This window comes from Tellurirhabdus bombi, from assembly GCF_021484805.1.
In the GTDB taxonomy this organism is placed as follows: Bacteria; Bacteroidota; Bacteroidia; order Cytophagales; family Spirosomataceae; genus Tellurirhabdus; species Tellurirhabdus bombi.
Genome location: NZ_CP090557.1, coordinates 4,697,648 through 4,722,721, shown reverse-complemented (window position 1 = coordinate 4,722,721; position 25,074 = coordinate 4,697,648). Strand labels below are relative to the sequence as shown.

Annotated in this window: 16 protein-coding genes; 15 read left to right on the top strand and 1 reads right to left on the bottom strand. The window is 51.1% G+C overall.

Annotation, left to right across the window (positions count from 1 at the left end; genetic code table 11):
- The first annotated feature begins 87 nt into the window (after nucleotides 1–87).
- The 4 genes from L0Y31_RS20055 (at nucleotide 88) to L0Y31_RS20040 (ending at nucleotide 5,243) form a co-directional block, all read left to right on the top strand.
- Entirely contained in the window at nucleotides 88–570 is a 483-nt protein-coding gene (locus tag L0Y31_RS20055) for a hypothetical protein (protein ID WP_234734866.1), read from the top strand.
- A gap of 360 nt (nucleotides 571–930) precedes the next feature.
- Nucleotides 931–2,853 (top strand): glycoside hydrolase family 88 protein, encoded by a 1,923-nt coding sequence (locus tag L0Y31_RS20050; RefSeq protein ID WP_234734865.1) that lies wholly within the window; start codon nucleotides 931–933, stop codon nucleotides 2,851–2,853.
- Complete coding sequence (pelA, locus tag L0Y31_RS20045; protein WP_234734864.1) at nucleotides 2,853–3,911, top strand: pectate lyase; 1,059 nt, start codon at nucleotides 2,853–2,855, stop codon at nucleotides 3,909–3,911. Before L0Y31_RS20050 ends, pelA begins: the two co-directional genes overlap by 1 nt.
- 123 nt (nucleotides 3,912–4,034) lie before the next feature.
- Nucleotides 4,035–5,243 carry a hypothetical protein gene (locus L0Y31_RS20040; RefSeq protein WP_234734863.1) on the top strand — a complete coding sequence of 403 codons (1,209 nt, stop codon included), beginning with the start codon at nucleotides 4,035–4,037 and terminating at the stop codon, nucleotides 5,241–5,243.
- A 73-nt stretch (nucleotides 5,244–5,316) separates the two neighbouring features.
- On the opposite strand, the gene L0Y31_RS20035 is transcribed toward L0Y31_RS20040, so the two are convergent.
- Complete coding sequence (locus tag L0Y31_RS20035; RefSeq protein WP_234734862.1) at nucleotides 5,317–6,342, bottom strand: LacI family DNA-binding transcriptional regulator; 1,026 nt, start codon at nucleotides 6,340–6,342, stop codon at nucleotides 5,317–5,319.
- 451 nt (nucleotides 6,343–6,793) lie between these two features.
- Between L0Y31_RS20035 and L0Y31_RS20030 the strand changes: the two genes are divergently transcribed.
- The 11 genes from L0Y31_RS20030 (at nucleotide 6,794) to L0Y31_RS19980 (ending at nucleotide 24,960) form a co-directional block, all read left to right on the top strand.
- A complete protein-coding gene (locus tag L0Y31_RS20030; RefSeq protein WP_234734861.1) occupies nucleotides 6,794–8,299 on the top strand; it encodes a tagaturonate reductase in 1,506 nt (501 codons plus the stop codon).
- Entirely contained in the window at nucleotides 8,296–9,948 is a 1,653-nt protein-coding gene (locus tag L0Y31_RS20025; RefSeq protein ID WP_234734860.1) for a UxaA family hydrolase, read from the top strand. The genes L0Y31_RS20030 and L0Y31_RS20025 overlap by 4 nt, the downstream gene beginning before the upstream one ends.
- Before the next feature lie 20 nt (nucleotides 9,949–9,968).
- On the top strand, nucleotides 9,969–11,462 hold the full coding sequence (gene uxaC / locus L0Y31_RS20020) for a glucuronate isomerase (protein WP_234734859.1): 1,494 nt from the start codon (nucleotides 9,969–9,971) through the stop codon (nucleotides 11,460–11,462).
- Nucleotides 11,377–12,387, top strand: a complete 1,011-nt coding sequence (locus L0Y31_RS20015; RefSeq protein WP_234734858.1) for a sugar kinase — start codon at nucleotides 11,377–11,379, stop codon at nucleotides 12,385–12,387. The genes uxaC and L0Y31_RS20015 overlap by 86 nt, the downstream gene beginning before the upstream one ends.
- Nucleotides 12,388–12,512: 125 nt before the next feature.
- Nucleotides 12,513–13,181: a beta/alpha barrel domain-containing protein gene (locus tag L0Y31_RS20010; protein WP_234734857.1), complete on the top strand. Its 669-nt coding sequence runs from the start codon at nucleotides 12,513–12,515 to the stop codon at nucleotides 13,179–13,181.
- The gene (locus tag L0Y31_RS20005; protein WP_234734856.1) at nucleotides 13,178–14,491 is read left to right on the top strand and encodes an MFS transporter; all 1,314 of its coding nucleotides are present in this window, start codon (nucleotides 13,178–13,180) and stop codon (nucleotides 14,489–14,491) included. Before L0Y31_RS20010 ends, L0Y31_RS20005 begins: the two co-directional genes overlap by 4 nt.
- Nucleotides 14,492–14,889: 398 nt before the next feature.
- Nucleotides 14,890–15,966: a glycoside hydrolase family 88/105 protein gene (locus tag L0Y31_RS20000; RefSeq protein WP_234737211.1), complete on the top strand. Its 1,077-nt coding sequence runs from the start codon at nucleotides 14,890–14,892 to the stop codon at nucleotides 15,964–15,966.
- A gap of 52 nt (nucleotides 15,967–16,018) precedes the next feature.
- Nucleotides 16,019–18,868 (top strand): glycosyl hydrolase, encoded by a 2,850-nt coding sequence (locus L0Y31_RS19995; RefSeq protein WP_234734855.1) that lies wholly within the window; start codon nucleotides 16,019–16,021, stop codon nucleotides 18,866–18,868.
- Between the two features lie 177 nt (nucleotides 18,869–19,045).
- Complete coding sequence (locus tag L0Y31_RS19990) at nucleotides 19,046–20,587, top strand: sialate O-acetylesterase (protein WP_234734854.1); 1,542 nt, start codon at nucleotides 19,046–19,048, stop codon at nucleotides 20,585–20,587.
- Between the two features lie 86 nt (nucleotides 20,588–20,673).
- Complete coding sequence (locus L0Y31_RS19985; protein WP_234734853.1) at nucleotides 20,674–21,621, top strand: UTP--glucose-1-phosphate uridylyltransferase; 948 nt, start codon at nucleotides 20,674–20,676, stop codon at nucleotides 21,619–21,621.
- A gap of 3 nt (nucleotides 21,622–21,624) precedes the next feature.
- A complete protein-coding gene (locus tag L0Y31_RS19980; RefSeq protein WP_234734852.1) occupies nucleotides 21,625–24,960 on the top strand; it encodes a UTP--glucose-1-phosphate uridylyltransferase in 3,336 nt (1,111 codons plus the stop codon).
- Nucleotides 24,961–25,074: the final 114 nt, after the last annotated feature.

The window sequence follows — 25,074 nt, the reverse complement described above, 5'->3', positions numbered from 1 at the left end:
TGAAAATCTGAGACCTATTTCATATTAGTTAAAAATCGCAAAACTCGTACTATATCCGATTCATTTTACCTGAAAGACGCAAACGTTATGAAAGAACAACCTTTACAATTAACCTTACAAAATCTGCATCAAATACTACCGTCTTACATTAATTTATACCATTCTTTACTGTTTAAGATCCAAGACAGTGGTTTGACAACGCTCGAAATTGCCGAGCAATCAAATATTCGTCTTCATGCAGTTGCATTACGTAAGCGAAAACCTGAACTTTGGAGCGTCGGAGAGATCCGGTTGCTGGCTAAAGGCTTCGGAATGTCCGAAACGGTTTGTATTCGTTTAGAAAAAGAGCTTGATCAATTGACTATTATTTTAGAAGCGCTCCCAGTTCGTCAACGGAAACAGTTTTTTATGGACTGTGGGTTACCAACCAGACGGTCGAGTAGCTGGCCGGGCCATCGTTGGGTGATTAACGACCTAAAGCGCTTTTACCAATATATCGGAAGCACAAAAGGGTTTATGCCGGTACTCAAAAGCAGAACCCGTGTTGCAATTCCAGTCTCTTATCCCTGAAACGGATTTGAGTTTAAGAATTTACTAAGTGAAAATGGTGTGAGCGCTGGCGCTTGATCAGATGCTCCATAGAATGTATTACAATATAATCGGGTAGGGTCTGGCGTTTGAACAGATTCCTCCTTCGGAGGCAACAAAGGCTAGCATTCGTGTTAGTCTTTGTTTTTTTTAAGCAGTTTATGGCAACGTTCCCGATAACGATTGCGTAAAAAAAATCGTATTTTTACTGGTAATTGCCCTGTTTTTCCCCTCTTTTTACTCTATCAAGTAAGGCTGACTCAGCGCCTTGGTTCGGCATTGACCAATAGAAACAAGCCGTAATCTGCTTTTAGTCCTATAACCGAAATTAATTAAGCCCCTATGGTATTTCGCATTCTGACTGGCTTGCTGTTGCTGAGCCAGGTGGTGGCCGCACAGCCCTGGTCGCAGCGCATGGCCGATTCGTTCATCGCCCAGAACAAAGATTCTATTCTCGTTGGCGTAAACAAACGAACTAACTGGAACTACGAGCAGGGGCTGATGTTAAAAGCCCTGGAACGCGTCTGGTATCGGACTGCGGACGGCAAATATTTTAACTACATCCTGAACGATCTGAACCAGTTTGTATCGGCCGATGGAGCCATTCGAAGCTACAAAGAGGCTGATTATAACCTGGATAACATTTCTCCCGGTCGTGCTTTAATGATGCTCGTCCAGCAGTCGCAGCCCGGCAAGGAGAAATTCCAGAAGGCCGCTTTTCAACTGCATAAACAATTAGAGAGCCAGCCGCGCACAAAAGAAGGGGGTTACTGGCATAAGAAACGGTACCCTAGTCAAATGTGGCTGGATGGTCTATACATGGCTGAGCCATTCCACGCGGAATTTAGCAAGGTTTTCAACCAACCGGAAAACTTCAACGACATCGCCAAGCAGTTTGCTCTGATCGAAAAAAACCTGATTGACCCGAAAACAGGCTTGCTTTACCACGGTTACGACGAAAGCCGTGAGCAGGCTTGGGCTAACAAGCAAACGGGGCAATCACCTCATTTCTGGGGACGGGCCATTGGCTGGTACGCGATGGCGCTGGTGGATGTGCTGGACTATTTCCCGGCAGATCATCCCGAAAGAGCCAAATTGATTAGCTATTTGCAACGATTGGCGCCGCCAATTGCGAAGTTTCAGGATGCAAAAACAGGCTGCTGGTGGCAAATGACTACGCAAGGCAACCGCAAGGGCAACTACATCGAGGCTTCATCTTCGTGTATGTTCGTGTATGCCCTAGCCAAGGGCGTCCGTCTGGGTTATCTGGATTCTAAATTCGGGCCGGTAGCGCAAAAAGGGTATCAGGGTATTCTGAAAAACTTTATTGAAGTAGATGCCAATAAGCTGGTGCACCTCAACGGAACGGTCAGCGTTGGTGGATTGGGTGGAAACCCATACCGCGATGGGAGCTACGAATATTACCTGAGCGAACCGATTCGCAAGAACGACCTCAAAGGCGTCGGACCGTTTATCATGGCCAGCGTAGAAATGGAAATTGCTAACGAACTTGCCGTTGGCAAAGGAAAAACGGTAGGTGTCGATTATTACTTCAACAACGAATACCGCAAGGACCTGACGGGCAAAACAGAACGCTTTCACTATACTTTAGAAGATCGGCAGCACTCTGGTTTCTGGCACTGGGGCAATACGTTCCGGGAGCTGGGCGCATCAACCCGGGCCGTTCCGGCAGCGCCCACGGCGGAAACGTTGAAAGGACTTGATGTTTACATTATTGTTGATCCAGATACACCCAAAGAAACAGCCAAACCCAATTACATCGCCGAGAAGGATATCAAAGCCATTACGGACTGGGTAAAAGCAGGTGGCGTTTTGGTCATGATGGCGAACGACACGGCCAACTGCGAAATCAAGCACTTTAATGAACTGGCAAAAGAGTTCGGTATCCAGTTTACGAGCAAAAACCGGAACATGGTGCAGGGGACTAAATTCGAACAGGGAAAAGTAACGATTCCGACAAACAATCCTGTATTCAAGAATACTAAAACCGTTTACATTAAGGAATTAGCGGTATTGGACGTAAAAGCACCCGCGAAAGTGCTCATCAGTGAAGAAAACGACCCAATCATCGCGACGGCCAAACTGGGTAAAGGAACCGTTTTTGCGGTGGGTGACCCCTGGCTGTACAACGAATACACCGACGGGCGGCGCATTCCGGTAGTTTACCAAAACTACCAGGCCGGAAAAGAAATCGCCACCTGGCTACTGGAACAAGTCTCTTCCCGTGCCATTGCTCGCCCATAATGAAACAGCAAGGACGATTTGCGTGGTTGGTTATTTCCTTGTGGGTGCTTTCATTAGCCAGTGCGTTGGCAGGAACGAATGCAGGCGAGGCGGTTAAAGATTCCGTGGCGGAGCGGATGCTTTTGTACCAGCGCGACAATGGGGGATGGCCGCAGCCGGGAGGAAATGCCATTAACTATAAGTTACCCATAGCTGCTGCCCTGAAAACTCGTTTGGTTGCCGAAAAAGGAAAACTGGATACAACCATTGACGACCAAGCTACGACCAACGAAATTAAGTACCTGGTAAAAGCCTATCAGGAGACGGGGAATGAGGCTTATCGGGAAGCTGCCGAACGTGGGATCCGTTACCTGCTCGCGGCCCAGAATGCAGCAGGTGGGTGGCCCCAGTCTTACCCCGATTCCAGCAGCTACCACAAGCACATTACGTATAACGACCACGCTATGACTGATGTACTATGGGTACTGACCTATCTGGCTGAAGGATCGAACGGATTTTCGGTAGTGGATAAAACCTTGTTGCCCAGAGCACAACGGGCAATCCAGCGCGGCGTGGACTGCATACTAAAAACGCAGGTCCGGCAAAACGGAAAGCTGACCGCCTGGTGCGCTCAGCACGACAGCCACACGCTAAAGCCCGCCAACGCCCGTAAGTTTGAGCTAGCCTCCTTGAGTGGAAACGAGAGCGTTAGTATTTTGAACTATCTGATGCATCTGCCTAACCCATCGCCCGAAATCAAACGAGCCATAGAGGCGGGAGCCGCGTGGCTGGAATCAGTGAAATTGACGGGTATTGCCATTAAAACCGTTGAGGATGCGAACCAGCCTAAGGGAAAAGATCGCGTTGTTGTGGCGTCATCGGGAGCCGTAACCTGGGCACGCTTTTACGAACTAGATACCGACAAGCCTATTTTCTGCGGTCGCGATGGCATTAAGCGGTATGCATTAGCTGAAATTGAAAATGAAAGACGCGTTGGCTACGCCTGGTATGGCAATTGGCCCGCTCAGTTTTTAATGAATGATTACCCGGCCTGGGTAGTAAAATGGAAAGATAAGTAAGGGGATAAGTTTAGTAAGTGAAATAGCCTCGGTTATACGGAGGCTATTTTTTTATTTCCCAAATGCAACGATGATGCAATAATGTTTCTATATTTGCATCATCGTTGCATTTAAATAATAAAGATGAAAGCTCCCTTTTACAAAATTGCCCTTTTGCTGGGCGGAGTAGCCGTGATGACGGCCTGCCAGGATGACAAAAATGAACCAGCGCCAAACGAACCTGCTGGTGAATACAAACACATTCGGTTGCTGGTTTCGGATGGTACCAGCAATAAAATTACGCAAGTAAGCCCCGTCGATGGCGTGGTAAATACGTTTGACGCGCAGTTTCCGAACGCAACATTGTACACTACGGCATCAGGCCGATTTGCCGCCATGCTCTACGGTACACAAAATTATGTCCAGTATTTTGACAGCGGACTGGAATACCACGGCGATCACGTTGACATCAAAGGAACGCCAAAACTGGCCGCGATCACCAGTGACCGGCCTAAGCCAACGCACTTTAAAAGCCGGGGCAGTGAGTCCATCATTTTCAATGATGGGGATGGCACTTTGAGCGTAGGCCAGGAAGCCGATTTCCATACATCGGGGGCCAAAATGAAGGTGATCAACGCCGGTTTATTGCCTCACCACGGAGCAATGGCAAAATTTGACAACGGCACGTATGCTGTGACGGTTGCGAATGCCTCTTCGACCCTGGCGGGTCCGCACGGGGTTAAAGTAATTGATGCTACCGGAAAGGAAATCCACGGCACAAAATTAGCCGTGAGCCGACTACATGGAAACGCGACGGATGGCACAAATGCCGTATTTGGCGTCGAAGGAGGGGCTTTGGTCGTGACGCAGACCGGTGAGCAGCGCCTTATTCCAAATCCCGATGGCTTCGGTACTATCCGTCTGGGAACCATTCTCGAAGCCCCCGCAGCCCGGAAATTTGTTGGCTTCGTTGCAACCAAAGGCGCTTATTTTATCGACATCACAGGAAATAAAATCATACCGATTCTGGAAAGCACCGACATCATGCAGTGCAAGGTAGACCGGGCGGGTAAAAACCTGCTGGTGCTGCTGTCAAATGGTACGCTGAAAACGTATGACCTGACAAACGGAAGTTTGAAGAAAGAAGGTAGTGTCATTGGCGCTACGGCTTCAAGCGATACGTATAAGCCAGTTTTGGAGGCTACTGAAAAATACGCCTATATCGCCGTTCCGTCCTTGGGTGAGGTACATCAGGTTGATTTGCGCGATTTTAGCAAGATCGTTAAACACAAAGTGTCAACGCAACCTACTCGCCTGGTTATTTTGGGACACGAAACCAACGAATCGCACTAATAATAATGTCAGCATTCATAAAAAAAGCACTGAGGAATCAGTGCTTTTTTTGTGGGCAAAACTCAGATATTGGTTAAATGCCCTTGATCAAAACCGGCTGCGTAGACTCCCTTACAATCAAGCGTGTCGGTATTTTGACGGTTCCGGTCCAGGACGCTTTCTGTTTTCGTTCAATCATTTCCAACAGGCGTTCCACCGCTACCTGTCCAATCTCCTGTGCGGGTTGAACCACGGTACTCATGGAAGGCGATAGCAGATCGGCAACGGTCAGGTTGGTAAAGCCAATGAGCGAAACCTCTTCTGGAATAGACACATTGCGTTTGCGTAACGCCGCCAGACAGCCCAGCGCGAGTCGGTCGCTGGCCGTAAAAAAAGCGTCCGGGCTCTGGGCCAGTAAATCATCGACGAGCGGAGAAATTTCATATTGTTCAAAGCCGCTGTAACGCACCAGATTTTCGTCGAACGGAATGTCGTATTTTTCCAGCGCCGCGCGGTAACCCGCCAACCGTTCCTGGGTGATGGATAGCCAGCTTGGAATGGTCATGTGCGCAATGCGGCGGCGGCCCTGCTGAATGAGGTGCTCCGTAGCGGCAAAGGCGCCCGCGAAATTGTCGGCAACCACCTTGGGCGTATCGATTTCTTCCGAAGTTCGGTCGAACATCACAAACGGAAGCCCTTTCTGCTGAATCTCGCGCAGGTGCGACAGATCGGACGTTTCGCTAGCCAGCGAAATCAAAAGTCCATCCACTTTGCGGGCAAAGGATTGCTGCACCGTAACAACCTCACGTTCATACGATTCGTGGCTTTGAAAAATAATAACGTGGTAGCCCCGATTATAGGCGATGGCTTCAATGCCGTTAATGGCCTGCGAAAAAAAGTTGTTGGCAATCTGGGGCACAATGACACCAATCGCCCGGCTGCGGTTTTCCTTCAGGCTGAGGGCAATCGGGTTAGGACGGTAGTGCATCCGTTCGGCATATTCAAGCACTAACCGTTTGGTTTCCAGATTTATTTCGTAACTGCCTCGTAATGCTCTTGACACCGTCGAAGTCGAGAGGTTGAGCGCGCGGGCAATGTCTTTTATGGTTACCGAATCCACAAGCTTATATTGCTAAAGTACAAAAACTAAGTAAGACCTTGGGAAGACAATTTGTTGCTTCAGTAAGGAAAGAATAATTACAAATCTACTCGTTTTGGAAGGGTTTGCCAGAAACCTTTTAATTGGCAACGTTCCCGATAACGTTTGCGCGAATAAATATCCCGAAAAATTTCAACTACTCCGGTTGCTTCGTTAATCTTATGTTGTTGCCTCTGGGCTCACAACAGGATCTAATTTATATCTTTCCTTGGAAAAAGTAAATTTTATTTTTCTCCAAACAGAAAAAATGCCTCGTTACTAACACTGAATTATTGGGAAAAGTGGGTGGCTAAGTGCATGAGAGCTACTATTTACCACTCAGTCAATTTAATCAACAGACGAAAGGAAATTGAGCTGAACCTAACTCTTTAGCAAACTTTAAAATAGCCTCTTCTAAGGCGTAAAAAATACGATGAGCGAACTGTATATTAATTCATTACGGAACGGCGAATTGCCCACCGAAGAGACTATTCCAGAACGCGTGCTTCAGTTTGGTACAGGCGTATTGTTGCGAGGCTTGCCTGATTACCTGATTGATAAAGCCAACCGACAAGGGCATTTCAATGGCCGGATCGTCGTGGTCAAATCCACGGACGGAGGCGACATGACGGCTTTCGGACGGCAGGATAATTTATACACGCTTTGCATTCGTGGCGTAGAAGATGGCCGTTTGGTGGAGCAAAATGTGGTTTGTTCGGCCATTAGCCGGGTTTTGTCCGCCAAGAGCCAGTGGGACGAAATCCTGCGCTTTGCCACGAGTCCAGATTTACAAATTGTGATCTCAAATACCACGGAAGTGGGTATTCAACTGGTGCAGGATGACATTCGGCAGGCACCGCCTAAATCGTTTCCGGGTAAGCTACTGGCCGTTCTGTACGCTCGCTACCAAGCGTTTAGCGGCGATCGCACAAAAGGACTGGTAATTGTACCGACAGAACTCATTCCTGAAAACGGAACGAAACTGGAAGGCATTTTGCTGGAACTGGCCCATCGAAACGAACTGGAAAGCGAGTTTATCGATTGGCTGGAATCCGCCAATACTTGTTGCAACTCCTTGGTAGACCGCATTGTACCGGGACACCCGGATCCGGCCACCTACCATGCTCTGACGGAGCAGCTGGGCTACGAAGATGAATTATTGACCATTTCGGAAGTATACAAGCTTTGGGCCATCGAAGGCGATGAGCGCATTCGGGAAATTCTGTCGTTCCACAAGGCGGACGATGGCGTGATTATTCGCCCCAACATAGATCAGTTTCGGGAGCTGAAACTTCGGTTGCTCAACGGAACCCACACCCTGAGTTGCGGGCTGGCGTATCTGGCGGGTTTTGAAACCGTTCGGGAGGCGATGGAGAATGAGGTAATGGCGGCTTTTATTAGCAATTTAATGCTGGCTGAACTGGTCCCCGGCATTCCTTATCATGTGGATGATAAAGTGGCTCAACGCTTTGCTTATCAGGTTCTTGACCGGTTCAGGAACCCATACATCGAGCACCGGTGGTTATCCATCACGATGAATTATTCGGCCAAGCTGCAAATGCGGAACGTGGCCACGCTGCTTCATTACTACAAGGAGTTGGAAGTGGTACCGGAATATTCGGCGCTTGGTTTTGCGGCCTACCTGCTTTTTATGCGCGGTACGCATCAGGAAGAGGGCTTGTGGTACGGCGAACTAAACGGCGAAGCCTACCCGATTCAGGACGAAAAAGCGGCCTATTTTGCGGATCTCTGGGAGCGTCTTTCGCCGGAAGAACTGGTGTACACCGTGCTGAAAAACAAAGCGTTGTGGGGCCATGATTTAAGCCAGTTACCCGTTTTGGCCCCGACGATTAGCGGCTACCTGTTGCAGATGCTCGAAAATGGTGCTTTCGCAACGGTGTCGGCTTATTTCAACAAGAATGTATTGGTAGATAAATGAAACAAAAGGTATTAAAGATACATCCGGACGACTCGGTTTTGGTCGCGCTGACCGATTTGCAAGCCGGAGAAACGGTAGAGTGGCAGGGACTGACCCTCACCCTAAAGGAAGCTATTCAGGCCAAACACAAACTGGCCATCCGGGATTTTGAACCGGGTGATGCCGTGACCATGTACGGCGTTCTGGTTGGCAAGATGAAGCACGCCATTCCGGCGGGCGGCCTGTTAACCACCTTCAACGTACAGCACGCCACGAACAGCTACGACCTGGCTGCTTCGAATTATACCTGGACGCCTCCCTCGGTCGAACGGTGGGAAAACAGAACCTTTAAGGGCTATCATCGCTCCGATGGCAGCGTTGGAACGGGCAATTACTGGCTGGTTATTCCCTTGGTTTTCTGCGAAAACCGGAACATTCAGGTGCTGGAAGAAGCGCTGGTGCATGATCTAGGCTACGCGCGTCGCCATGCCTACCAGCACCAAACCCACGAGCTGATGGCCTTGGTTCAAGCGGGGCATACAATTGAGGAAGTCTTGCAGGCCGATCTGCAACAGGCGGTTACGGAACATGCCCGTCCGAAGCTATTCCCGAACGTAGACGGCGTTAAGTTTCTGGCGCACGAAGGCGGTTGCGGCGGCACCCGACAGGATGCGCAGGCGCTCTGCGGAATGCTGGCCGGATACATTACCAATTCGAATGTGGCCGGAGCAACGGTTCTGAGTTTAGGTTGTCAGAATGCACAGGTGGCGATTTTGCAGGAAGAGATTCAAAAGCGCAGTCCGCAGTTTGACAAGCCGTTGTACATTCTGGAACAGCAAAAAATTGGTACGGAAGAGTCACTCATCAGTCAGGCGCTGCGGCAGACGTTTGCGGGACTGATGCAAGCAAATGCCTTTACCCGGCAACCGGCTCCGCTAAGCAAGCTGACGCTCGGACTGGAATGTGGCGGATCGGACGGATTTTCCGGTATATCGGCTAATCCGGCGCTGGGCCACGCGTCTGACCTGCTCATAGCGATGGGCGGAAAAGTAATTCTGGCCGAATTTCCCGAGCTCTGCGGCGTTGAGCAGGAGCTTTGCGACCGGAGCGTAGACACCGCAACGGCTACCCGTTTTCGGGAGCTGATGAATACCTATGCCCAGCGGGCCCAGGAGGCTGGTTCGGGTTTTGACATGAATCCTTCACCGGGGAACATCCGCGACGGGCTGATTACGGACGCCATGAAATCGGCGGGAGCGGCCAAGAAAGGCGGAAATTCCCCCGTGGTGGCCGTCCTCGATTATCCCGAACTGGTAACAAAACCGGGTTTGAATTTGCTCTGTACACCCGGTAACGACGTGGAGTCGACCACGGCGGAAGTCGCTTCGGGAGCCACGGTGGTGGTGTTCACCACGGGGTTGGGAACGCCCACTGGGAATCCAATTACGCCGGTTATCAAAGTGTCCAGCAACACAGCTTTGGCGCGGCGCATGCCGGATATTATCGATCTAAATACGGGAACGGTGATCGACGGAGAAGAAACCATCGAACAGGCCGGAGAGCGGATTCTGGAATACATCATTCGCGTGGCTAGTGGCGAAGAGGAAGTGGCCGCTGTTCGCCACGGACAAAATGATTTTATCCCCTGGAAGCGAGGCGTTTCGCTCTAGGTAATAATTGCTCAATGCCCATGAAAAAGGACTTTCTGAACGACGATTTTCTGCTTCAAACCCCCACGGCTCAGCAACTTTACCATGAGTTTGCGAAGCCCATGCCCATCATCGATTACCATTGCCACTTGCCCCCCGATCAGATTGCGGCGGATACCCAGTTTGATAACCTGACGCAGGTTTGGCTCTACGGGGATCACTACAAATGGCGGGCCATGCGAACCAATGGCATTGATGAAAGCTATTGCACGGGGAATCAGTCAGACATCGCCAAGTTTATGCGGTGGGCTGAAACCGTTCCTTATACGGTTCGGAATCCGCTGTATCACTGGACACATCTGGAATTGCGTCGTTATTTTGGCGTAACGGAAATCCTGAATCCGTCCAGTGCCCAGCGCATCTACGACATCTGTAGCGAAAAGCTCTGGTCGAAAGAATATTCGGTTCGGAATCTGCTGCGTCGGATGAACGTCGAGACCGTTTGTACAACCGACGACCCAATTGATTCGCTGGAACACCACCAGAAAATTCAGAACGACAACAGCTTTGAGATCGCCGTATTGCCAACCTTTCGGCCCGACAAGGCCATGGCGGTAGACGATCCCAAAAGCTTCAATCAGTACGTTGCCCGTCTGGAAGTTGTGTCAGAAATTGCCATCAGTACGCTGGATGATTTTCTGACGGCGTTGCGCAAGCGGCATGATTATTTTGCTGCTATGGGGTGTAAGCTATCCGATCACGGATTGGAACAGATTTACGCCGAAGACTATCGGGAAAGCGAAATTCAGGCTATTTTTGGCAAAATCCGCTCAAATCAAACGCTGGACGGGCCGGAAATTCTGAAATTTAAATCGGCCATGCTGGTCTATTTGGCCGAAATGGATTGGGAAAAAGGCTGGACGCAGCAGTTTCACCTGGGGGCTTTGCGGAACAATAATTCCCGGATGCTGCACCGCTTAGGACCCGATACGGGCTGGGATAGCATTGGTGACTTCTCGCAGGGGCGCGCTCTGGCCAAGTTTCTGAACCGACTCGATATCAACAACCGGCTAACGAAAACCATCCTGTATAACCTGAATCCAGCAGACAATGAACTTATGGCCACCATGATCGGCAATTTTAACGACGGATCGGTGGCGGGTAAGGTACAATTTGGATCAGGCTGGTGGTTTTTGGATCAAAAAGACGGTATGGAAAAGCAAATGAATGCTTTGTCCAATATGGGCCTCATCAGTCGATTTGTCGGCATGCTCACCGATTCGCGGAGTTTTCTGTCGTATCCGCGTCACGAGTACTTCCGCCGGATTTTGTGCAATCTGTTTGGGAACGACATTGAAAACGGCGAACTTCCCGACGACATTGAGTGGATGGGTCAACTTATTCAAAACATCTGCTACGGTAACGCGAAAGCGTTTTTTGGTTTTACGCATGAGAAAAGTAGTAACCTTCGGCGAAATCATGATGCGATTATCGCCGCCTCTGAATTACCGGCTAGTACAAACGGACGGCCTTGATATTACCTACGGCGGGGGAGAAGCCAACGTGTCGGCTTCCCTGGCCCGGATGGGTCAGCCAACGGCGCACATTACCTGCTTTCCAGACAATGAACTAGGCCATGCCGCCGTGGGCTCATTTCAACGCTACGGGGTTGATATGAGCCACACTGTTTTTAGCGGTGCTCGCCTGGGCTTGTATTTTCTGGAAGTAGGCGCTTCTGTACGCGCCAGTAAAATCGTGTATGATAGGGCGGGGTCATCCTTTTCTACCCTCGATCCGGCGGCGTTCAATTGGGAGAAAATTTTCCAGAACGTAGCCTGGTTCCACTGGACTGGCATTACGCCCGCTATTTCGGCGGAGGCGGCAGAAGCGTGCCAACAGGCCATTACCACGGCTCGGCGCATGGGCGTAACGGTCAGCGCTGACGTGAATTATCGGCGCAATCTCTGGCAATACGGAAAAAAAGCGCAGGAAGTAATGCCCGATCTGGTAGCCGGTTGCGATGTGGTGGTGTGCGCCGAAAATGACGCCGAAGACCTGTTTTCGATTGTGCCCGAACAAGGAGCCGAAGATAGCTTTACGTCGATGAGCAACCAGTTGATGCAGCGCTTTCCGAACATCCGGCAGGTCATCACAACCCGGCGAGAGACGATCAGTGCCTCGCATAACCGGCTGACCGGCGTGCTGTATAACGGACAATCCCGCATCGAGACGCCGACCTACGACATGAACCCAATCATCGACCGAATTGGCGGTGGGGATGCTTTCATGGCCGGATTTATCTATGGTTCACTGAATTACACAAAAGCCGACGAAGCGTTAAGCTGTGGGGTAGCCGCTTCCGTATTGAAGCACACCATTCCCGGCGATGTGAACCTGGCAACTGTAGCCGAAGTCGAAGAAGTGATGCGTGGAAACACGTCAGGACGATTACTGCGGTAAGCCAAGCCTAGTTTTGACACAGTCGTTTTTTGTCATTCTGCCGGCAGAAGAGTAAAGTAGTTCTATAAACTACTTCTTAGTAAAAATAAGTTTGACTGGTACTAAATGACCCACTCTATTCTACTATGTCACGATTTTCATCTGAAGAAATAGTAACCAAATGCCGTCGGTCGCCCATCGTCCCGGTATTCTACCATGCTGATGCGGCACACGCCAAGACGCTGGTCGGCGCTTGCTACGAAGGCGGTTTGCGCGTATTTGAATTTACAAACCGGGGCGAAGCGGCGCTGTCGGTTTTCAAAGAACTGGTTGCGTTCGCCAAAGAATCCTGCCCTGATTTGGCCCTGGGAATTGGCACAATCCTGACCCCCGAAGATGCCGAGCTTTTCATCGAAGCAGGCGCTGATTTCGTGGTGCAGCCAGTGACGACCATTGCCGTAGGTGAAGTGTGTCACAAACACGGTATTCCCTGGATGCCCGCCGGTTCAACCTTAAATGAGATTTACCAGGCGACATTGCTGGGGGCTAAGCTGGTTAAGGTATTTCCAGGAAATGTAGTTGGTCCAGGCTTCATCCGGGCGATAAAAGGACCCATGCCGCAGTTGCAACTGATGGTAACGGGGGGCGTAGAACCCACGGCTGATAGTCTTAATTCTTGGTTCCGGGCGGGCGTCACCTGCGTAGGCATCGGCTCCCAACTGTTTGCCGGGCCTAATCTAACACCCGAAACACTGCGGCAACAGGTCGCACACCTCCTCGAAGTCGTTACACCTTACATTTCTGAACCTGTATGAACAAGCCAAACGGTAACTACCGCTGGACCATTGTAGCCCTCTTGTTTTTCGCTACCACCATCAACTACCTGGATCGGCAGGTAATAGGTCTGTTAAAACCAGCGCTAGAGGTAGAATTCGATTGGACCGAGACGGATTATAGCCGAATTGTTATGGCCTTCTCGGCGTCCTATGCCATTGGTTTGCTCTTGTTCGGGCGCGTCATTGACCGCATCGGGACCAAGATGGGCTATATCATCTCAATTATTGTTTGGAGTATTGCCGCGATCTTACACGCCGCCGTCAACAGCACATTTGGGTTTGGCGTTGTCAGAGCCTTGTTGGGTTTAGGAGAGGCCGGGAACTTTCCGGCAGCCATCAAGTCCGTGGCGGAATGGTTTCCCAAGAAAGAACGTGCCCTGGCTACCGGGATTTTCAACTCTGGTGCGAACATTGGCGCCGTCGTTGCACCTGTCATGGTCCCCTGGATTTTAGGGGCTTACGGATGGGAAGAAGCGTTTATTATTACGGGCGCTATCGGTTTTATCTGGCTGATTTTCTGGTGGATTTTCTACGAGGTTCCTGCCCGGCAACCACGCGTCACTAAAGAAGAATTTGCCTACATCCACAGCGATAACGAACCGGAGGCCGCCGCAGGCGAACCCCCGATCAGCTGGGGCCGCTTGTTTGGTATTCGGCAGACCTGGGCGTTTATCATGGGTAAATTCCTGACGGACCCGATCTGGTGGTTTTTCCTTTTCTGGTTGCCTTCTTACTTCTCGACAACCTTTAATCTTGACCTGAAAAAGCCAAGTCTGCCGTTGGTCGTTGTGTATACCGCAACCACAATCGGAAGTATTGGTGGAGGTTATCTGTCAGGCTATTTTATCAAGCTGGGATGGCCGGTATTCAGAGCCCGGAAAACAGCCATGTTTATCTTTGCCCTGGCCGTAATGCCCATTATGGCGGCTCAGTTCGCCACGAACATCTGGGAGGCAGTAGCACTAATCAGTCTGGCGGCGGCAGCGCACCAGGCCTGGAGTGCTAACATCTTCACCACGGCTTCGGATATGTTCCCCAAACGGGCGGTTAGTTCAGTCGTTGGTATTGGCGGTATGGCTGGCTCGATCGGTGGGCTGCTGTTCCCGATTCTGGTGGGCTGGCTGCTGGATACCTACAAAGCGGCTGGTAACATCACCGGTGGATACAATGTCTTGTTTGTCATCTGCGGTTGCGCTTACCTTTTAGGCTGGGGAATGATGCACCTTTTTGCGCCACGCATGGAAGTGGTAGATGTATCAATGCCGCCCAAAGAAAAAGTGACGCTTTAGTAACTATTTTCCGAAATAGACAAAATAGACCGTAGAGTACAGGAAAGTTAGGGGGGATAATCTTTATTTATTGCCACTAATTCCCAAACCTGTACTGTAATGGTCTTATGGAAGCGCCAGTTTTTAATCAGTTTATACAGATAACCACTATCTTGACGGTAGCCGAAGCACAACTTGTGCGGACGCTCATCCCGGTAAGGTAGTGGTTTTTGATTGTAGAGCGGTCCGCTTTTTAAAGGCGATTATACAGGCTTCATTGGCTCAAAGTAAATTTAGGGCAATAGTTTTGATTGAAAAGTTGCATTTACTATCTCATTTTATCCATGACTCACAGACTTAATCGGGTTTTCAAATCGAATTTACGTTGGATTAGCCTGCTGCTGGCGATTTCAGCGACAATGGCTCAGGCGCAGAAACTCCCCAAAAAGAAAGATATTCTGGCAAAAATGACCGTCACAAATGATTATTTCATGAAGACGTGGCCAGATCCCGGTAAGGAAATTACAACCAACATTACCCGGCCAAGCAACATCTGGACCCGGGCCGTCTATTACGAAGGATTGATGGCGCTCCATGGCATCGACAAGCAGAAACGCTACTACGATTATGCCGTTGAGTGGGGCGACAAACACAAGTGGGGCCTGCGCGGGGGCGTCAAAACCCGGAATGCCGATAACCAGTGCTGCGGCCAAACATACCTGGATCTTTACGAGATTGACCCGAAGCCCGAGCGCATCCGCGACATCAAAGAGTCCATTGACCTGATGGTGCAAAGCGACAAAATTGACGATTGGAACTGGATTGACGCCCTGCAAATGGCCATGCCCGTTTTTGCAAAATTGGGTGTGATATACAAAGACGACAAGTATTTCGAGAAGATGTATCAGATTTACAATTACTCGAAACTAACGCACGGCGGAAAAGGACTTTACAACCCGCAAGACGCTTTGTGGTGGCGGGACAAGGACTTCGTTCCACCGTATAAAGAACCGAATGGCGAAGATTGCTATTGGTCGCGGGGAAATGGCTGGGTCGTAGCAGCGCTGGTTCGGGTACTGGAAATCATGCCGAAAAATGCGCCTCACCGGGACGAATACCAGAAAACCTATCTGGAAATGATCAAAGCACTGCCGCCACTGCAACGGGAAGACGGCTTCTGGAACGTGAGTTTGCACGATCCGACGAACTTCGGGGGTAAAGAAACGAGCGGAACGGCTTTGTTTGTCTATGGTATGGCCTGGGGAATTAACAATGGTCTTCTGGAGGCAAAAGTGTACAAGCCCGTTATCACGAAAGCCTGGAATGCCATGAGCAAAGAAGCCGTGCATCCCAACGGATTCCTGGGTTTTGTGCAAGGCACTGGCAAAGAACCTAAAGATGGTCAGCCGGTGACATTTACCAGCAAACCGGATTTTGAAGATTACGGCCTGGGCTGCTTCCTGCTGGCAGGAACGGAATTATACAAAATGAAATAAATCGAACCCGTGCCCCCGCTACCTGTAGTGGGGGCATCATGCATAGATCAGAATGAAGAAACATACGCTATCGGCCTTGCTTATCGCAGCTTTGATGAGCGGCTCGACGCTTTCGTTTGCACAGGCAAAATGGCCGGCCATTACGCAGCAAACCAAACCCTGGACGCGCTGGTGGTGGATGGGTAGCGCCGTCAACGACAAAGACCTGACCCGGCTGATGGAGCAATACCAGAAAGCCGGTCTGGGCGGCGTCGAAATTACGCCCATCTATGGCGTGAAAGGTGAGGAAAAGCAGTTTATTAATTTCCTGTCGCCCAAGTGGATGGACGCCCTGACGCACACGCTGAAGGAAGCTGATCGTTTGGGCATGGGCGTTGACATGGCGCAGGCTTCGGGATGGCCCTTTGGCGGCCCGTGGGTTACGTCGGCGGATGCCTGTAAGTACGTGGCCTACAAAACCTATAACCTGAAAGAAGGCGACAAGCTGAAAGAAGCGGTTACGTACACGCAGGAGCCGTTGATGCGGATTATTGGGGAGAAAATTGACATCAAAAAACTAGTCGAGCCAATTACGAAAAACCCGAATCTGCAACTCCACGCGTTCGATCAGGTGCGTTTTGAAAAGCCGTTGCCCCTACAGGCGTTGATGGCTTATTCGGACAAAGGCCAAAGCCTTGACTTAACTACCAAAGTGGACGCCAAAGGTAACCTGAACTGGACCGCTCCGGCAGGCTCCTGGACGCTGTATGCAGTGTTTGAAGGCTGGCACGGCAAGATGGTAGAACGGGCCGGTCCGGGTGGCGAAGGCGATGTAATCGACCACTTTTCGAAGAAGGCTACCCAGAATTACCTGGCGCGTTTTGATCAGGCGTTTAAAGGCTACAACCTGAAATCGCTGCGGGCGTTTTTCAATGATTCCTATGAAGTAGATGATGCGAACGGCGAAAGCAACTGGACGCCCGCCATGTTCGAAGAGTTTAAAAAACGGCGCGGCTACGACTTAGAAGCCAATTTGCCGGCGCTTTTCGGCAAAGATTCGGAAGATAAAAACAAGCGGGTGCTGAGCGATTACCGCGAGACAATTTCGGAGTTGTTACTGGAAAATTACACCAAAACCTGGAGCGAATGGGCGAAAGGAAAAGGGAAAATTATTCGAAATCAGGCGCATGGATCACCGGCTAACATCCTGGATTTGTATGCCATTACCGACATCCCCGAAATTGAAGGAACCGACATTCTGCGCATCAAATTTGCTTCGTCGGCGGCCAACGTAACGGGCAAAAAACTAACTTCTTCGGAGTCGGCTACCTGGGACAATGAGCACTTCCTGTCAAAGCTGAGCGACATTAAGAAAGACATGGACCTGTTCATGCTGGGAGGCGTTAACCACACGTTTTACCACGGCACCAACTATTCGCCCCAGAGTGCAAAATGGCCGGGTTGGTTGTTCTACGCGGCGGTTCATTTTAACCCCAACAACTCGTTCTGGACCGATTTCAGCAAGTTGAACCAGTACGTGGCGCGTAGCCAGTCGTTCCTGCAAGCGGGAAAACCGAACAACGACGTGCTGGTTTATCTGCCAATTTACGACTCATTTACCCGGAAGGGGAAAGTGCTGCTCCAACATTTTGACGGTATCGACCACGGCTTCAAAGGCTTACCAGTTGAGAAACACGCCGAAAAATTGTGGGAGAAAGGCTACGGATTTGATTTTATTTCGGACAAACAATTGCTGGGCGTAACGGCGGCGAACAAGGCGTTGCAGACCGGCGGCAATACCTACCAAACCGTTTTTGTTCCGGAAGCGCAGTACATGCCGCTGGCTACCTTCCAGCAGTTGGTGAAGCTGGCCGAGGCGGGGGCTAACGTGGTTTTTGCCGGTAGTCTACCGGAAGATGTGCCGGGCCTGAGCAGTCTGGATAGCCGTCGCGCCACGTTTAAACAGGCAGTTTCCGGTCTGAAATTTACGGATGCCGGGAAAGGTGTACAAAAGGCGACAGTCGGTAAAGGCGCGTTCTGGGTTGGTAAGGACGCCGACGAGGTGCTGGCATCGGCGGGAATCAAGCGGGAATCGCTGGTGGACAACGGCCTTCAGTTTGTGCGTCGGAGCCACGCCAAAGGGCACTATTATTTTATGGCCAACTGGGGCGATAAAGCCGTAGATGGCTGGGTGCCCATCCAGACCGCTGCTCAATCGGTGGCGCTTTACGATCCGATGACGGAGAAGCTGGGCATGGCTTCGGTGCGTACCAACAATGGCGTGAACGAAGTGTACCTGCAACTAGCGCCGGGTGAATCCTGCGTTCTGGAAACGTTTACGAATCTGGTCAATGGTCCGGCGTATACCTATGCCAAGCCTGTTGGCTCCAAGCAGGATATCAAAGGCACCTGGGACGTGAGTTTTATCTCCGGTGGACCTACTTTACCCGCTAAAAAACAGACCGAAAAGCTAGGCTCCTGGACGGATTTAGGCGGCGATGACGTGAAGAAATTCTCCGGTACGGCTGACTATACCATTTCCTTTCCTATGCCGGATGGCAACGCCGAAGGCTGGCTGCTGGATTTAGGCAAAGTCGCCGAAAGCGCCAAAATAATGCTGAATGGCAAGGAGGTAGGCACATTGCTGGGACCAACGTATCAGATTTTTATTCCGAAAAGCCAGTTTAAAGGCACCAATACCTTGTCGGTTAAAGTTTCCAATTCGATGGCCAACCGCATTTCGGACATGGATCGGAATAAGGAAATCTGGAAGAAGTTTTACAACATCAATATGTCGCCACGGCTGAAAGAAAACCGGGGGGATGATGGAAACTTCACGGCGGAAAAATGGGACACTAAAGACTCTGGCTTGCTAGGGCCAGTAACATTAACGCCCGCAACAACCTCCGCAAAGGCACAATAGATCAATGAGCGAATGAATGATTGAGTGAATGAGCGAATAATTAGCCGATCGTCGTTTTATACACTCATTCACTCTCTAGCTCATTAAAAAAGGTCGCTGGATTTATGGAAAGAAGACAAAATGTTTTCTAATTCGTAAATCCAGCGACCTTTGTGTCTGTTAAAAGCTATTCTCGTTATGACCATCCTAAACCGTTTCTCTAAAATTCTTTGCCTCTGGCTGGTCGTTGCTGCCGCCAAAGCCGACATTTCCTTACCCACTCTGATTACCGATAACATGGTGCTGCAACAGAAAACCGATGTGGCATTATGGGGCTGGGCCCGACCCGGCGAAACCGTCAAGGTGAAAGCTAGCTGGCTGCGCTCGTCGGTCAAAACTGAGGCGGATCAGCAGGGGAACTGGCTGGTTCGCATTCCAACTGGCAAGGCGGGCGGCCCCTACAAATTAACTTTCTCGGGTGACAATTCGATTGAGGTAAACAACGTGCTTTTGGGCGAAGTCTGGCTCTGTTCGGGCCAGTCGAACATGCATTTCCCCGTAGCCAAAGGGAAATCAAGCTGGGAAACGGGAGTGACCAACGCGGATGAAGCGATTCCGAAAGCGAATTATCCCGGTATTCGGATGTTCACGGTGGAGCGTAAAGTGGCCGAAACACCTCAAAAAAACGTCAAAGGAGCCTGGATCGAGTGCAGTCCGCAGACGGTCGGCGACTTCTCGGCGGTGGCTTATTTTTTTGCGCGGGATGTGTACGAAAAAACGGGTTTCCCCATCGGGCTGATCAATTCGTCCTGGGGTGGAACGCCCGCCGAATCCTGGACGCAACGGGAGGTGTTGGAGTCCTATTCCAGCTTTCTGCCGATCCTGAGACGTTATGAACAGGGCCTGACCACCTACGAAAAGGACTACGCAGCTTACAAAGAGCAAGTAGCCATTTACCAGAAAGAACGCGCCGAAAATCCAAAACTAACCCGCTCGGCCCCGCGCGAACCCATCGGTGTCAACAGCAATAAATCGCCCTATAAACTCTACAATGCCATGATTCACCCGCTGGCGCCTTATACGCTGAAAGGCGTCATCTGGTACCAGGGGGAGTCCAACGCCGACCGGGCCTACCAATACCGAAGATTATTCCCAATGATGATTGATAACTGGCGGACAGTCTGGAACCAGCCGTTATTGCCGTTTTATTTCGTGCAGATTGCCCCTCACCGTTCTCAAAATCCCGAAATTCGGGAGTCGCAGTTGGTGACGATGCAAACGGTATCCAACACCGGCATGGCCGTAACGACCGATTGGGGCGATTCGCTGGACATTCACCCGCGCAACAAAGAGGTCGTGGGTGAGCGGCTAGCCCGTTGGGCACTGGCAAAGCAGTACGGCCAGAAAAAGCTGCCTTATTCGGGACCAATTTACCGCTCCATGAAAACGGAGGGCAACAAAATCCGTCTGCAATTTGACCATGTCGATAAAGGGCTGGTCGCTAAAGACGGCACGTTGCGCGAGTTTACCATTGCCGGAGCTGACAGCGTGTTTGTGCCTGCCCAGGCGACCATTGATGGAAAGCAGATTGTTGTTTGGAGCAATCAGGTAGCCAAGCCCGTTGCCGTTCGCTTTGCCTGGCGGTATGTGCCTGATCCGAACTTGTTTAATGGGGCCGGTTTGCCCGCAAGTCCTTTCCGTACCGATCAATGGCGGCTGATTACTGAGGGTAAAAATTAAGATTCCAAGAAAATACAGCGCATTATCAATCCGATTTAGGACTTGTTTTGTCCAATGATTAATTTCCCGCATAGCCAACCTAACGAATGAAAATCAAGAAAGCTGTCATTACCGCTGCCGCCCGGGGAGAGCGGTTGTATCCAGTTGCCGATACGATTCAAAAAGCCATGTTGCCGGCCATCGATGTTGATGGATTATATAAGCCAGTACTCCAGATTATTGTTGAAGAAGCTTTTTCCAGCGGCATTGAAGAAATCTGCGTGGTTTGCGCCCCCGGTGACGAAGAGCGGTATAGCAAAGCCTTTGCCTCGCTGCGGGATAATCTGGTCAACTCGTTTAAAGGCGTCGAATGGGCCAAAAACGAAGCGGAGAAAATTGATCAGTTTCTAAGCCGGACTCAGTTTGTAGAACAAAAAGAACCGCTGGGCTACGGGCACGCGGTTTACTGCGCCAAGGAGTTTGTTAATGATGAGCCGTTTCTGCTGCTGCTGGGTGATTACCTCTACATCTCGGAATTGAGCCAGAAGCGTTGTGCTGCCCAACTCATTGAGCTGGCTTCGCAGGAAGAATGTTCGGTGTCGGCGGTTAATCCGACCATTGAGCATCAGATTGGTCGATACGGGACGCTGACGGGCAAGCAGTTGCCGAGTCGGTCGGGTGTCTACCAGATCGAAAAATTGATTGAAAAACCGTCTCTGAGTGTGGCCGAACTGGAACTGCAAACGCCGGGTCTGCGGATTGGTTATTACCTCTGTTTCTTCGGAATGCACGTTTTTACGCCTTCGGTTTTCGCTATTCTGGAAAAGCACATCGCCGAAAAAGGGGCACCGACGCTGCTGACCCCTGCCTTGCAGGAATTGGCCGATACGGAAAAATACCTGGCGCTGGAAGTGAAAGGCCGCCGCTACGACCTAAGCCGGAAACACGGCTTGCTGCGTGCCCAGATTGCGCTGGGGCTGGCGGGTGATGCCCACGGTGAGACCCTGTCTACCCTGGTTGAATTATTAGCAGAAGCCAATAGCCGAAATTCGTAGCCGATGAACATTTTTATAGAGACAATTACCTCAACAGACCCGGAAAAACGCAACCGATCTTTTTTTGACCTCAGCCAGCGCCTGTCGTCGCGAGAACTGCTGACGGGCCTGCGCGAACTGGACGGCTTTCGGAAATCGACCCCTAATTTATACGACAAAGTACGGGCTATTCTGTTCCTGTATGCGGGCTTTCGCTTTTTCCTGATGGAGGCGAAGGATACACCATCGACGGGAAAAGTACCGTATGCGGGTTTCGAAGATTTGCTGGCGCGTCGCTTTGAACAGGCCATCAGCACGTTCTTGCAGGAATTGGATAAAAACGGGCCTAATGCTTCCTTGTACAGCGCCCTGGCCGAGAGTTATCATCACCTGTCTTTCCAGATTCTGGCCGATCAGGTGCGCAAAAGCGTGCGGTCGAGCAAGGGAAATCAGTGGATGTTTCGGGTTGGGCACCGCGAGGAGCACCCGATTCGCATCCATCCGAAGCTGCTGGAACGGCCTTCTAATTCGCTTTTTTACCCGATTCTGCACGAAAATACGTCCGTTCGGATGGACCTCACGCACAGCGGCTGGTCGGATATTTTCTTCTTGGGAATGGATTATCCGGAAGGGGCGCGGGTCATCAACTTATCGATTGATCTGGGCGTTTTTGGTCGGGATAAAGACATTCGGCCCCCGTTGCATAGCTACGTGCGGGTCATTCCCGATCCAGTTTTGCGCATCACCAGCATCGACCTGAACACTACGAAAGACATTCACGATCTGGCGGATCTGTTCAATTTCGGGAACGATTATCTCAGTCTGGTTAAGGCTGGTATCATCGCTTCGGGCCTCATTCCGCCTTCATTCGAAGGAACAAATCAGCCCCTGACCGATATTCTGTCGCGGATTGTGGCGCCGGGCATGGGGATCGAGCTGGTAACGCGCGTAAACGATATTCCCAAAGGCTCCCGATTTGCCGTATCGACGAATTTGCTGGGCTCAATCATCAGTTTGCTCATGCGGGCAACCGGACAAACCAAAAATCTGGAAGGCGGTCTGGATGAAACCGAGCGGCGTCTGGTTGCATCACGGGCGATTCTGGGCGAATGGATTGGCGGCTCCGGCGGTGGCTGGCAGGATTCGGGCGGGGTCTGGCCAAGCATCAAAGCCATTCAGGGCACGTTTGCCCAGGAAGGCGATCCCGAATGGGGCATTAGCCGGGGAACGCTGTTGCCGCGTCACCGCGTTTTGCAGGGCGAGGCTATCGACCCGCAAATGGGCGAAAAAATCATGAACTCGCTGGTGCTGATGCACGGCGGGATGGCATCGAACGTCGGGCCGATTCTGGAAATGGTGACGGAAAAATACCTGCTCCGGGGCGGGAAAGAGTGGGCTGCACGGCAGCAAACCAACCAGATTTTCGACAACATTCTGGCGGCCATCAAGGAAGGCGATATTCAAAAGCTGGGAACCAACACGGCCAACAACTGGGGCGGACCCATCAAAACGATCATTCCCTGGGCGTCGACTTATTTTACGGAGCAGATTATCGCCAAAGCTAAAAAGCGCTTCGGTGACGACTATTACGGCTTCCTGATGCTGGGCGGCATGTCCGGCGGCGGGATGGGCATGTTCGTGAACCCGGAACGCTACGAAGCGCATAAGGAAGCGGTACTGGATATTCTGCGGGAAACCAAGCAAGAGTTATCGGCTTCGCTGCCGTTTGCGATGGAGCCGGTGGTTTACAATTGGAGCATCAACCAGCGGGGAACCTGGGCAACGCTGCACCAGGGCAACGACGCCCTGATGCCGGAGTCGTATTACGGCATTCACGTGTCGGAACTGGTGCGCAAAGATCCAACCACGATCTCGTATATCCGGCGGGCCGAAATCGACTTTTTTACGACCTACTGCGAACGGAACAACCAGGCTTATCCCTTGCTCCGAACCATCGTCAGCAACCTCTTCAACGTGTCGGATCCAAGCTCGCAGGGCAACCGGAGCGCGGAAGACGAAAAGGCGTACCGGATCAAAAAAGAAAATGGTTTCGACTTTATTCAGCACGAAGAAATTCGGGAAGATTTGCAGAAAGGGCGGATTGGGCTTTCGCGGAACCGCCTGTCTGCCGAAACGGCCATCGATGATGTGCGCCCCGGCGATACGGTCCAACTTGAAGAACTAACGGCTTCGGTTCAAACCGGCGAGGCAGCCATTCGGGGCGGAAAAGTGGCTGTGATGAGTCTGGCGGCGGGTGTCGGAAGTCGCTGGACCAAAGGAGCGGGGGTCATCAAGGCGCTCAATCCATTTGTTGAGATTAACGGCGTTCACCGGAGTTTCCTGGAAATCCACTTAGCCAAAACGCGCAAGGTAGCTGAGCAGTATAACACGATGCTTCCGCACCTGATTGCAACCAGCTATCTGACGCACGAACCTATTCGGCAAACGCTGGAAAAAACCGGCAACTTCGGGTATTCGGGCGCTACGTATCTGTCGCCGGGCCGCTCAATTGGTCAACGTTTCGTACCGATGGAACGCGATTTACGCTTCATGTGGGAGGAAATGCCGCAGGAAACCCTCGACGAAAACAAGCAGAAAGTGCGCGATGCCGTCCGCCAGACGATGATTGGCTGGGCAAAAGGCAAGGGCGAAGGTTCTGATTATGTGGACAATATTGCCGCTCAGCGCTTCTCGCCGCTGGGTCACTGGTACGAAGTATCGAACCTGTTGCGCAACGGAACGCTGGCGACCATGCTGGCCGAACAGCCACAACTGGAAACGATCATGCTCCACAACATTGATACGTTGGGGGCCGACATAGATCCGGCTGCGCTGGGGCATCACCTCGCATCGGGCAACGTGCTGACGTTTGAAGTCGTGCCCCGCCGCATCGAAGATCGTGGGGGAGGATTGGCCCGCGTGAATGGGCATCTGCGCTTACTGGAAGGGCTGGCCCAACCGCGTGAAGAAGATGAGCTGGCGCTGAGCTATTACAACACCATGACCACCTGGATACAGATCGATCCGCTACTGAATCTGTTCGGGCTAACCCGGCAGGACCTGCAAGCGGGTGATGAGGCACAACTGGCGAAAGCGGTGCGGAGCGTGGCCCACCGGATTCCGACCTACGTGACCATCAAGGATGTAAAATACCGCTGGGGACACGGGCAGGAAGACATTTATCCGGTTGCCCAGATTGAAAAATTATGGAGCGATATGTCGGCGCTAACCGACGTTAAAACGGGTTACATTGTGGTTCCACGCGTGCGGGGTCAGCAAATGAAAGATCCGGCCCAACTGGACGCCTGGGTGACCGACGGGAGCAAAGACCATATTTCGTCCCTGTGCGTTTTTGAATGAGCGAATGAATGATTGAGCGAATGAGTGAATAACTAGCTGACCTTCGACGAATTGAGCTTACAGATCGTCTAAATTAATGGGCTGAAAATCGGTTAGATACTCGCTCATTCGCTC